This window comes from Streptomyces sp. NPDC127595 (assembly GCF_042671685.1).
Lineage (GTDB): Bacteria > Actinomycetota > Actinomycetes > Streptomycetales > Streptomycetaceae > Streptomyces.
Genome location: NZ_JBHXWK010000002.1, coordinates 998,891 through 1,011,406 on the forward strand (window position 1 = coordinate 998,891; position 12,516 = coordinate 1,011,406).

The 12,516-nt window shown below is 72.2% G+C and carries 7 protein-coding genes; all 7 read left to right on the top strand.

The genetic code is table 11. The features are described from left to right. The first annotated feature begins 77 nt into the window (after positions 1–77). Positions 78–2,228, top strand: coding sequence for an aminotransferase class I/II-fold pyridoxal phosphate-dependent enzyme (locus ACFVKT_RS11035; RefSeq protein WP_385729866.1), 2,151 nt, complete (start codon positions 78–80; stop codon positions 2,226–2,228). Between the two features lie 63 nt (positions 2,229–2,291). Continuing rightward, positions 2,292–3,416 (top strand): 3,5-dihydroxyphenylacetyl-CoA synthase DpgA, encoded by a 1,125-nt coding sequence (dpgA, locus tag ACFVKT_RS11040; protein WP_385729868.1) that lies wholly within the window; start codon positions 2,292–2,294, stop codon positions 3,414–3,416. A 14-nt stretch (positions 3,417–3,430) separates the two neighbouring features. Next, the gene (gene dpgB / locus ACFVKT_RS11045) at positions 3,431–4,093 is read left to right on the top strand and encodes an enoyl-CoA-hydratase DpgB (RefSeq protein ID WP_385729870.1); all 663 of its coding nucleotides are present in this window, start codon (positions 3,431–3,433) and stop codon (positions 4,091–4,093) included. Continuing rightward, a complete protein-coding gene (gene dpgC, locus ACFVKT_RS11050) occupies positions 4,090–5,376 on the top strand; it encodes a (3,5-dihydroxyphenyl)acetyl-CoA 1,2-dioxygenase DpgC (RefSeq protein ID WP_385729872.1) in 1,287 nt (428 codons plus the stop codon). The genes dpgB and dpgC overlap by 4 nt, the downstream gene beginning before the upstream one ends. Positions 5,377–5,549: 173 nt before the next feature. Continuing rightward, on the top strand, positions 5,550–5,795 hold the full coding sequence (locus ACFVKT_RS11055; protein ID WP_385729874.1) for an MbtH family protein: 246 nt from the start codon (positions 5,550–5,552) through the stop codon (positions 5,793–5,795). Positions 5,796–5,812: 17 nt separating this feature from the next. Next, the gene (locus ACFVKT_RS11060) at positions 5,813–7,912 is read left to right on the top strand and encodes an ABC transporter ATP-binding protein (protein WP_385729972.1); all 2,100 of its coding nucleotides are present in this window, start codon (positions 5,813–5,815) and stop codon (positions 7,910–7,912) included. Positions 7,913–7,948: 36 nt separating this feature from the next. Beyond that, positions 7,949–12,516 (top strand): amino acid adenylation domain-containing protein (locus tag ACFVKT_RS11065; RefSeq protein WP_385729876.1); only part of this gene is annotated, 4,568 nt, incomplete at its 3' end.

Here is a 12,516-nt window from a genome sequence, read left to right on the forward strand (position 1 = left end):
GTTGTCGAACCGGCGGGGGCGTGTGATGCTGAGGCCGGAAAGCAACCTGCATTTCTGGCGGCTTTACGGGGGAATCCATGACGGGGCAGCACGTCGAAAACAATGCTCGTCCACAGGAATTCCTCGACGCATTCCATCGTGCTCCCGAGATCGCGGTGAAGGTGCTCGGGCGCATGTGGAGTGCCCCACTGCTCGTCGGCCCGCTCGCCGCCCGGGCACGGCCCGACGGTGAGCCGGCCGTGCTCCGGGCGGCCGCCGCCGCCGGACTTCCGGTGGTGGTGAGCGGCGCCACCGGGCGGGAGTTCACGGAGCCGGCCGCCGCCGATGTGCCGGTATGGCTGAACGTCGCGGCGGTCCGGGACCGCGGCGCGGCGCGGGAGCTGCTCCGGCGTGCGGAGGAAGCAGGCTTCGATGGCCTCACCTTCTCCCTCGCCCTCTCCGCCGACTGGTCGACCGTCGACTGGCTGGCCTCGCAGACACCGCTTCCGCTGCTGGTCGCGGGCGTGGACACAGCTGCAGGCGTGAGGCGGGCGGTCGAGGCGGGGGCCGCCGGCATGGTGACGCGCGACCTGGAGATGCTGCCCGAGATCGCGCAGGCGGGGGCCGGCAGCTGCCTGGTCCTGTTCGGAGGCGGTGTCCGCGCGGGCGCCGACATCGTGGCGGCGCTCGCCTCAGGCGCCGACGCGGTGGTCCTCGGGCAGCCGGTGCTGGACGGCCTGGAGGCCGGCGGGCAGGCGGGTGTGACGGAGGTCCTGGACGGACTCGTCCGGGAGTTCGGACAGGCGATGCAATGCACCGGCGCCGCCTCGGTGGCGGACCTCGGGCACGAGGCGATCCGCATCGGCCGCGCCCTCACGGAGCCAGCCCTCACGGAGTCAGTGCCCGCGGAGCCTGCCCTCACGGAGCCAGCCTCCGAGGCCGCCGCACCTGTGCTGCGGCGGGCGGACCTGCACGGCGCCCTCTCCGAACCTGTGCTGGACACGATGAACTTCCTCAACGAGATCACGTACCGCTACCCCGACGCGATCTCCTTCGCGCCGGGCCGGCCGTATGACGGGTTCTTCGACACCGAGCAGGTCTTCACCCATACCCGCCGCTACCTCGACCACCTGTCCGCGCAGGGGAGTTCGCCGCAGCAGATCAGAACCGCGCTCTACCAGTACGGGCCGACCGCGGGCACGATCCGCGAGATCATCGCCGACTCGCTGAGGGTGGACGAGGGCATCGACGTCCCCGCGGAGTCGCTGGTGGTGACCGTCGGCGCCCAGGAGGCGATGCTGCTGGTCCTGCGTGCGCTCATCACCGGCCCCGACGACGTACTGCTGGTCTCCAGCCCCTGCTACGTGGGGATCGTCGGAGCGGCGCGGCTGCTGGACATCGCCGTACACCCGGTGCAGGAGCGGGACGACGGGCTGTCGTGTGCCGACGTGGAGGCGGCGATCCAGGAACAGCGGGCGCGCGGCAAGCGCCCCCGCGCCCTCTACGTGCTGCCCGACCACGCCAACCCGTCCGGGAACACCCTGGATCTGCGGGCTCGCGCGGACCTGCTCCGGATCGCCGCACGCCACGGTGTCCTGATCCTGGAGGACAGCCCGTACCGGATGGTGAGCCCGGGCCTGCGGCTGCCGACGCTGAAGTCCCTCGACCGCAGCCGCTCGGTCGTCCACCTGGGCTCGTTCTCCAAGACGGTCTTCCCCGGCGCCCGCGTGGGCTTCGTCGTCGCCGACCAGCCGGTGGAGACCGGCGCCGGCGGCCGCGGTCTGCTCGCCGCCGAACTCGTCAAGATCAAAAGCATGGTCACGGTGAACACTCCGTCGCTGAGCCAGGCCGTGGTGGCGGGCGCGCTGCTGGCCGCCAATGGGCGCCTCTCGGAGATGAACTCCGAGGCCGCCGCCTACTACGGCGAGGCGATGCGGGCCGTGCTCCGGCGGCTGGACACCTGCCTGCCCGCCGCTCGACGCGAGGCGCTCGGGGTGCGGTGGAACAAGCCCACCGGCGGATTCTTCCTGAGCGTACGGGTGCCATTCCGCGCGGACGCCGCCGCGCTGAACCGTGCCGCGCAGGAGTTCGGCGTCATCTGGACGCCGATGGAGAACTTTCATCCCCTGGGGGGCGGCCGGAACGGAATCCGGCTGTCCATCAGCTATCTGACGTCCGCGGAAATCCAGGAAGGAATTGCGCGGTTCGCCCGCTTCATCGAGGCGGAAAGTTCCGAAAGTGAAAGGTGAACAAGTGAACAGCGAATTGAGGACCGTGCGCAGCGACCCGCGCAGGTGGGGGTGGACCTACCGATGACCACGACCGTCGAACGGCCCGGCGTCACGGATCCGGGCAGCCTGCCGCCGACCGGACTCGCACGTCCGCAGATCGTGGGAGTGGGCACGGCGGTGACGCCGACCTCGTACTCCCAGCAAGAGGTGCTCGACGCCTTCGGGATCACCGATCCCAGGGTTCGCTCGGTCTTCCTCAACAGCGCGATCGAGCGGCGCCACCTCACCCTGCCCGCGCCGGACGGGGCTGGCGCCAGGAACCCGGAACCGCAGGGTGACCTGCTCGACAAGCACAAGACGCTGGCCATCGAGATGGGAGCGGAGGCGCTGCGCGCCTGCCTGAAGCGGGCCGGTGCCGACCTGTCCGACCTGCGCCACCTGTGCTGCGTGACCTCCACCGGCTTTCTCACCCCCGGGCTCAGCGCGCTGCTCATCAAGGAACTCGGCATCGACCGGCACAGCAGCCGCTCCGACATCGTCGGTATGGGCTGCAACGCCGGGCTGAACGCCCTCAACCTCGTCGCCGGCTGGGCTGTGGCACACCCCGGCGAACTCGCCGTCGTCCTCTGCACGGAGGCATGCTCCGCCGCCTACGCGATGGACTCGACGATGCGCACCGCCGTCGTGAACAGCCTGTTCGGCGACGGCGCCGGCGCCGTCGCGGTACTCGCGGGCGAACACCGCGGCGGGACGGTCACCGCCGAGGGACCGCGCGTGCTCAAGTTCGCCAGCTGCATCATCCCCGAGGCGGTCGATGCCATGCGCTACGACTGGGACCGGGACCAGGAGAGGTTCAGCTTCTTCCTCGACCCCCAGATCCCGTACGTGGTGGGTGCCCACGCCGAGATCGTCGTGGACCGCCTGCTCAGCGGCACCGGCCTGCACCGCAGCGACATCGCCCACTGGCTGGTGCACTCGGGCGGCAAGAAGGTGATCGACGCCGTCGGCGTCAACCTCGGCCTGACCCGGTACGACGTGCGGCACACCACCGGGGTGCTGCGCGACTACGGAAACGTGTCCAGTGGCTCGTTCCTCTTCTCCTACGAACGGCTGCTGGACGAAGACGTCACCGAACCAGGGGAGTACGGCGTGCTGATGACCATGGGACCCGGTTCCACACTAGAGACGGCGCTGGTCCAGTGGTGAGGCCGGGGAGCGCCGTGAGCGAGGTGCTGACGCTGACGGTCGACGGGAGAGAGCCGCTGTCGGCGGCGACCATCCAGGACGTCCAGGAGATCTGCGACCGCGCGGAGAGCCGTGGTGACACCGGCATCCTCACCGTGTCCGCCACCGGGGCCCCGGAGGGGGACTGGACCGGCGGTCTCGACGTGATGCTGGTCAGCAAGTGGGAGCGCGCGCTGCGCCGCCTGGAACGGCTCCCCATGGCCATCGTCGCGGTGGCCACCGGCGACTGCGGCGGGACCGCACTCGACGCGTTCCTGGCCGCCGACGTCCGTGCGGCGACGCACGGTACCCGGCTGCTCGTGGGCCTGGACGCGGCGGGCACCTGGCCGGGAATGGCCGGCTACCGGCTCGTGCAGTTCGCCGGCACCGCACGGATCCGGAAGGCCGTGCTGTTCGGGCTGCCCATCGAGGGCCCCGAGGCGCTGCGGCTCGGGCTGGTCGACGAGCTTGTCCACGACCCGGCCGTGGCCGTCGCCGCCGCCGCCGGGCTGACCAGCGGCCTGTCCGGCAAGGAACTCGCCATCCGGCGGCAGCTGCTCTTCGACGCCGCGACCACGCCCTTCGAGGACGCGCTCGGCCCGCACCTGGCCGCCTGCGACCGGGCACTGCGGGTCGCCGCGCGGGTAGCGACGTCGTGACGGTGCCCGGGCCGGACGTGTGGCCGAGCGTGCAGGCGGCGGACACCCTCGTGAGGAAACTCGTCGTGGAGCTGCCGGAGCCCGGCTCGCGCACCCCCGGGCAGCGAGCCGAGATCGCCGCCGCGAAGGACGCCGCCCGCGCGCTGCGCGTGCGGTACTTGGACGGGCACGCCGACGCCGTGTACGAGCGGCTCACCGCCCGCACCGCAGGGCTGCGGATCGAGGAGCTGCTCATGGCGGCCGCGGCCGAGTTCCCCGTCCTCGTACCGTCGCCGGAGCAGCTCGCCTGCGACCTCGGCCGCCGCCAGGCGGACAAAGAGGGTTGGGAGATCGACCAGGGCGTCTTCCTGCGGGCGGTGCTGCGGTCGCCGACGGCAGGACCGCGTCTCCTCGACGCGATGCTCCGGCCGACGTCCCGCGCCCTCGGGCTGCTGCCGGAGTTCACCCGCACCGGCGTCGTACGCACACGCTCCGTGCTGCTGGAGCGGCGGGACGGCGTCGCGCACCTGACCATGTGCCGCGACGACTGCTTGAACGCCGAGGACAACGAGCAGGTCGACGACATGGAGACCGCCGTCGACCTGGCGCTTCTCGATCCCGGGGTACGGGTCGGCGTGCTGCGCGGCGGTGAGATGAGCCATCCGCGGTACCGCGGGAAGCGGGTGTTCAGCGCGGGCATCAACCTCAAGAGCCTGCATTCCGGCGGCATCTCGCTCACCGGCTTTCTGCTCCGCCGCGAGACGGGCTACATCCGCAAGATGGTCGCGGGCCTGCTCGTCGACCACGACGGGGCCTGGCACTCGCCCACGGTCCAAAAGCCCTGGATCGCGGCGGTCGACACCTTCGCCATCGGTGGCGGCACCCAGCTGCTGCTCGCGTGCGACCAGGTGCTGGCCGCGTCGGACGCCTATCTGTCACTGCCGGCCGCCCGCGAGGGCATCGTGCCGGGGGCCGGCAACTTCCGGCTCGGCCGGCACACCGGGCCGCGGATCTCCCGGCAGATCATCCTGACGGGCCGGCGGATCAGGGCGACCGAGCCGGACGCACGGCTGCTGATCGACGAGGTGGTGGAGCCGGACGAGCTGGACGCGGCCGTGGCACGGAGCGCGGAGCGGCTGAAGAGCCCGGCCGTCATCGCCAACCGCAGAATGCTGAACGCCGCCGAGGAACCGCCGGAGGAATTCCGCCGGTACATCGCGGAATTCGCGCTGCAGCAGGCGCTGCGCCTGTACGGCGCGGACGTCATCTCGAAGGTCGGCCGGTTCGCGGGCCACACGAAGTGACCGTCGCTTCGGCACATGGCGCCGATTGAATTTCCGGAGGTCTGGGGCGTCCAACCGGTCAGAATAATCAGTTGGACGACGTCCATTATCCCATTCCTTGTGGTGTCATATCGGCCTTGTTATCGTGTTCACGAATTTCCAGGACTGGTATTCATAATTCTCAGGGGGAGATCATGGCCAACCCGTTCGACGACGAGAACGGACGATTTCTGGCGCTCATCAATGACGAAGGGCAGTACTCGCTGTGGCCGGCGTTCGCGGACGTCCCGGCGGGCTGGGAGATCGCCCACGCCGAGGACACCCGCCAGGCGACTCTGGAGTACATCGAGAAGAACTGGACCGACATGCGGCCCAAGAGCCTCATCGAGGAGATGCGGCAGTACGAGGAGCAGGCCGCGTACGAGAAGACCACCTCGTGAGCGGCCCAGGTCCCATCATGATCCGCGGGATGGGCGGCGAGGAGGTGACCCAGCAGCGGGTCCGGCCCGGTACCGTCCGCAGGATCCTGCCCTATGTCCGGCCGTACCGCGGACTCGCCGCCCTCCTGCTGACGGTGACCGTCCTGGGCTCGGGCATCACCGTGGCGATCCCCCTGCTGCTCAAGGTCATCATCGACGACGGTGTGGTCCCGCGCGACACCGGCGTGGTGGTCACCATGGCGGTGCTGGCCGGCGTGCTGGCACTGGCCGAGGCGCTGGGCAAACTGGCCGCGGCCTGGCTGTCCGGGCGGGTCGGTGAATCCCTCATCTACGACCTGCGTACCCAGGTGTTCGAGCATGTCCAGCGTCAGCCACTGGCGTTCTTCACACGGGCGCAGACCGGCGCGCTGGTGAGCCGGCTCAACACCGACGTCATCCAGGCGCAGCGAGCCGTCACCTCGCTGCTGTCCACCGCCGTCTCCAGCACGCTGACGCTGGTGCTGGTGCTCGGCATCATGTTCTATCTGTCCTGGGCGATCACCGTGGCGGCGCTGGTGATGCTGCCGCTGTTCATGCTGCCCGGCAGGCTGGTCGGGCGGCGGCTGCAGCGGCTCACCCGCGAATCGATGCAGCAGGACGCCGAGATGAGTTCGCTCATGATGGAGCGGTTCAATGTCGCCGGTGCGCTGCTGACCAAGCTCTTCGGCCGTCCCGACCAGGAGAACCGCCTGTTCGCGCGGCGCGCGGCCCGGGTGCGCGACATCGGCGTGGTGACCTCGGTGTACGCCGAGATGCTGCTGATCACGGTGATGCTGGTCGCCTCCGTCGCCACCGCGGTGGTGTACGGGCTGGGCGGTGTGCTGACCATCGATGGGGCCTTCCCGATCGGCACGCTGGTGGCGATGGCGGCCCTGCTGGGCCGGATGTTCGCCCCCATCAACCAGCTGTCCGGCGTGCAGGCCGAAGCCATGACCGCGCTGGTGAGTTTCGACCGCGTCTTCGAGGTACTGGACCTCAAGCCGCTGATCTCGCAGCGGCCGGGGGCGCGGCCGCTGGCCGCGGGCGGTGACACGGCACCGGACGTCACCTTCGACGCGGTGGGGTTCCGCTATCCCACCCCCGCGGACGTATCGCTGGCGTCCCTGGAGTCGATCGCGCTGCCCGCGCCGGGCCGGGTGGAGAACCCGCCGGTCCTGCGCGAGGTCTCCTTCACCGCCCCGGGGGGCAAGCTGACCGCGCTGGTCGGGCCGTCGGGTGCGGGCAAGACCACCCTCACCCACCTGGTGCCCCGGCTGTACGACGCGAACTCCGGCGCGGTGCGTATCGGCGGCGTCGATGTGCGCGACGTGACGCTGGACTCGCTGCGCGAGACGGTGGGCATGGTCACCCAGGACGCCCACATGTTCCACGACACGCTGCGCGCCAACCTGCTGTACGCACGGCCGGAGGCAACCGAGAACGAGATGCGGGAGGCCTGCGAAGCGGCACGGATCTGGGACCTGGTCTCCTCGCTGCCGGAGGGCCTGGACACCGTGGTGGGCGACCGGGGCTACCGGCTGTCGGGCGGGGAGAAGCAGCGTGTGGCGATCGCCCGGCTGCTGCTCAAGGCCCCGCCGATCGTGGTCCTTGACGAGGCCACCGCGCACCTGGACTCCGAGTCGGAGGCACAGGTGCAGGCGGCGTTGCGCACCGCGCTGGCGGGCCGCACCTCGCTGGTGATCGCGCACCGGCTGTCCACGATCAGGGAGGCCGACCAGATCCTGGTGGTGGACAGCGGCCGGATCGTCGAGCAGGGGACCCACGAGGAACTGCTGGACGCCGACGGCCTGTACGCCGAGCTGTGCCGCACGCAGTTCGCGGCAGCCCGCCCGGCGCCGGAACCGGAACGGGTACCGGAGCCGGAACGGGTGCCGGAGCCCGCCGCCGCCGGCGCATTCCCCATGGGGCCGCACCTCGGCCCGCCTCCCGGACCTGGCATGGGTCCGCCGCCCTCCGGTCCCGGCATGGGTCCGCCTCCCGGACCTGGCATGGGTCCGCCCCCCGGTCCCGGCATGCCTCCGCCGCCCCGAGGACCCGGCGGACCCCCGCATCGGCTGGGCCCACCGCCGGTCCAGTAGAGACAGTTTCCGGTCGATCCAGATGAGGGCACACGCATGAGTGAAGGCAGCAGCCACCGTCGGCTGTCGGCCGCGCAGTACGACATCCGCCTGGCCCAGCAGGGCGGTGCGCCGGACGCCGCGTACCACCTCGCGGGCTATGCCGAGCTGAACGGGGCGGTCGACGCGCTGCGTCTGGTGCGGGCGGTGCGCGCGGCGGTCGTGGACGCGAGGCTCGACGTGGAGGTCAAGGACACCGCGGACGGCCCGCACCTCGTGGGCCTGCCGCGCGACCCGGAGATCCCCGTCGTCGATCTGCGCGCCGAACCGGATCCGGAGACCGCCGCCCGACGCTGGATGGACGCCGAACGCGCTCAGCCCGCAGGGCTGCTCGCCCAGGCCCTGCTCAGGACGGCGGACGACCGCTGGCTCTGGTACCTGCGCCACCACCGCCTGCTGATGGACCGCCAGGCCCGCCCGCTGCTCGAACGACGGGCCGCCGAGCACTACACGGCCCTCTCCGCCGGATCGACGTGCGGCCCGTCGCCCTTCGCCACCCCCGAGGAGCTGCTGGCCGAGGAGGAGACCTACCGGGTGTCGGCCGACTTCGTGCGGAACCGGGAGTACTGGACCACCCGCTTCGCCGACTACCCCGAGCCCGTGTCGATCGCCCCGTCCGCCGCGGACGCGGACGACGATCCGGGTCCGGCCCCCGTGGGGGAGGCGGTGGAGCGGCGGCTGCGGGAGCTGGCCGAGAGCGCCGGGGCGAGCCCGTTCCACGTGATCGTGGCCGCCGCCGCGGCGTATCTCGCCCGGCGGGCCGGGGTCCGCGACGTGGTGTTCGGCGTCTGTCTGCCCGGCCGCCCCGGGCCGCTGGCCGAACGGTCCCCGGGTACGGCGGCCAACATCCTGCCGGTCCGCGTGTCCGTGGACCCCGGCGCGACGCTCCCGGAACTCGCGGCGCGGCTGGCGGCGCAGCTGCGGGAGGCCGCCGGCCACCAGCGCTACCGCGGCGAGGACCTGCGCCGTGACCTGGGCTGGCCCGCAGGCGACCGGCCGCACTTCGGCCCCGTCGTGGACGTGGTCCTCGCCGACCGGGAACTGGACTTCGCGGGGATACCCGCCCGCACGCGCGACCTGGCGGCCGGTCCCGCCAGCGGGCTGTCCTTCGTGGTCCGCGGAAGCGCGGCGGGTGCCCACCTCGACGTGTGGTGCACGACGGACGCCGACGGGCGCACGGCCGGGCACCGGACGGCGTTCCTGCATGTCCTCTCCGACCTGGCCGCGGGCGCCCGGGTCGGTGACGTCGACCTGCCGCGGGACGGGGAGAGCCCGCTGGTTCCCGCGGAGTGGAACGACACCGCGCACCCGCTGCCGGACAGCACGCTGCCGGAGCTGTTCGAGGCGCAGGTCGCCCGTACACCGGACGCGCAGGCGGTGGTGTCCGAGGGCGAGACCCTGACGTACGCGCAGCTGGACGCGCGCGCGAACCGGCTCGCGCACGAGCTGATCGCGCGGGGGGCAGGCCCGGAGAGCCGGATCGGGGTGGCGCTGGAACGGTCGGCGGAGTTGGTGGTGGCGCTGCTCGGCATCGTCAAGTCCGGTGCCGCCTATGTGCCGATCGACCCCGGATCGCCGCCCGAGCGCGTCGCACTGGTACTTGAGGACGCCGCCCCGGAGATGGTCGTGTGCACGGCCGACACCGAGTCGGTCGCTTCCGGGGCGGAGTGCCTGGTGCTGGACGACCCCGCCGTCCGGTCCTCGCTGGCGGCGCGTCCGCTGGTGCCGCCGACCGACGCCGACCTGGTGGCGCCGCTGTGCCCGGCCAACCCCGCGTACGTGATCTACACCTCGGGATCGACGGGGCGGCCCAAGGGCGTGATGATCGCGCACGCGTCGATCGCGAACCGGCTGCTGTGGATGCAGGACGCCTACCCGCTGACCGGTGCGGACCGGGTGATGCAGAAGACCTCCGTGGGGTTCGACGTATCGGTCCCGGAGTTCTTCGGCACGTTGATCGCGGGTGCGTGTCTGGTGGTGGCGCGCCCGGGTGGTCACCGGGACCCCGGCTATCTCGCCGGGTTGATCGAGCGGGAGGGCGTCACGACGGCGCATTTCGTACCGTCGATGCTGCGGGCGTTCGTGCTGGAGGTGCGGGAGGGCGGCCGGTGCGGCAGCCTGCGGCGGGTGGTGGCCAGCGGCGAGGCGCTGCCCCCGGACCTGGTGGCCGACTTCCACCGGAGCCTGTCGCTGCCGCTGGTGAACCTGTACGGGCCCACCGAGGCGGCCGTGGAGGTCACGCACTGGTCCTGCCTGCCGGAGTCGCCCTCCGACACGGTGCCCATCGGCCGACCGGTCTGGAACACCCGCGGCCATGTGCTCGACGAGTACCTGCGCCCCGTCCCCCCGGGAGTGTCGGGAGAGCTGTACCTGGCCGGTGCGCAGCTGGCGCGCGGCTATGCCGGACGGGGCGAGCTGACCGCGGAGCGGTTCGTGGCCTGTCCGTTCGGCGCACCGGGCGAACGGATGTACCGCACGGGTGACCGCGCCCGCTGGTCCCACGAGGGCCTGCTTCTGCACGAGGGCCGCAACGACGACCAGGTGAAGATCCGCGGCTTCCGGATCGAACCCGGCGAGATCCAGGCCGTACTGGCGCTCCATCCCGCGGTGCGGGACGTCGCGGTCGTCACGCGCACGGACCGGACCGGGGGTCCGCGGCTCGTCGCCTACGTGGTGCCCGGCGACGGGGGCGTGGACGAGACGGCCCTGCGCACCTATGCCGCCGCACGCCTCCCCGACTACATGGTGCCGACCGTGGTGCCGCTGGACACCCTGCCGGTGACGGTGAACGGCAAGCTCGACCGGGCCGCGCTGCCCGCGCCCGAGCACGCCGCCCCGGCAGCCCTCCGCCGCCCCACGACCGCGGCGGAGGAGCTGCTGTGCGGGCTGTTCGCCGACGTGCTCGGCCTCGACGCGGTCGGTGCGGACGACTCTCTGACCGAGCTGGGCGGCGACTCGATCATGGCGATGCTGGTGGTGACCCGCGCCCGGCAGGCGGGCCTGCGGCTCACCGTCGGCCAGGTCCTCGAACACGGCACCCCCGCGATGCTCGCCCAGCTGGCCGAGACCGCCCCCGCCTCCGCCCCCGCCTCCGCCCCCGTCTCCGCAGAGACAGCCGCCCTGTCACTGTCGCCCCTCCCCGTGGAGCGCCTGGCCGAGCTCGGCCCCGATGTGGTCGAGGCGTGGCCGCTGTCGCCGCTGCAGGAAGGGCTGCTCTTCCACGCCCGCTACGACGAGCGGGCCCGCGACGTCTATATGGTGCAGACCGCCCTCGACCTCGCGGGCCCACTGGACCGGGAGCTGCTGCGGGCGTCGTGGCAGGCACTCCTCGACCGGCACCCGGGTCTGCGTGCCGCGTTCCGGCAGCTGCCCGGCGAGGACCGTCCGGTTCAGGCGATCGTCGGCCAGGTGACGGCGCCGTTCCGCGAGCAGAACCTCGCCGGGCTTGCGCCGCTCGACGCCGCCGCGGCCGCGGACCGGCTGACCGCCGACGACCTCGGCCACCGGTTCTCTCCAGCGTCGCCCCCACTGGCGCGGCTGCTGCTGATCGACTTCGGCGACGACCGGTACCGGATGGTCCTCACCGCGCACCACATCCTCGTGGACGGCTGGTCCGTGCCGGTGCTGCTCCGGGAGCTGTCCCAGATCTACGCGGCAGGAGGCAACGCCACCGCCCTGCCCCCCGCGCGGCCGTTCCGCGACTATCTCGCCTGGCTCGACAGGCAGGACACCGAGGCCGCCCGGGACGCGTGGCAGCGTGCGCTGGACGGCATCACAGAACCGACCCTGGTCGCCCCCACCGCCCTGGGCGCGGCCCCGATCCGGCCACGGCATGCGACCGCCACGGCGGACGAGGCGCTGACGGCGGCGGTTCGCGCGGTGGCGCGCCGCCAGGGACTCACCCTCAACTCCGTCGTGCTGGCGGCCTGGGCGGTGCTGCTCGGGTCGCTGACCGGTCGTACGGACGTCGTTTTCGGCACCGCGGTCGCGGGCCGCCCGCCGGAACTGCCCGCCGTGGAGGACATGGTCGGTCTGTTCATGAACACCGTCCCGGTACGCGCCCGACTCGACCCGGCGCGTCCGGTCGCCGGCCTGCTGGCCGACATCCACACGCAGCGCGCCGCGCTCATCGACCACCAGCACCTGGGGCTCGCCGAGATCCAGCGGGCGGCAGGTCCGGGCGCCGCCTTCGACACCATCGTGGTGTCGGAGGACTACCCTGCGGCCGCGCTCGAACCGGGCGGGCTGCCCGCCGCCGCGGACCCGGCCGAGACCAGCGTGGCGCACTACCCCCTCAGCCTGGCGGTGCGCCCCGGCGGCGCCCAGCTGGAACTGCGTGTGGAGTACCGCCCCGACCTGATCGACGGGCAGACGGCCGAGGCCATCACCGGCCGGTTGCTGCGGATCCTGGACGGGATCACCGCCGACCCGGCCCGCCCGCTCGCGCGGCTCGGCATCCTCTCAGCCGATGAGCGTCGGCTGGTCGTGCACGGGTGGAATGACACCGGTCGTGTGGTGTCGGGGGGGACGTTGCCGGAGTTGTTCGAGGCGCAGGTGGCGCGGAC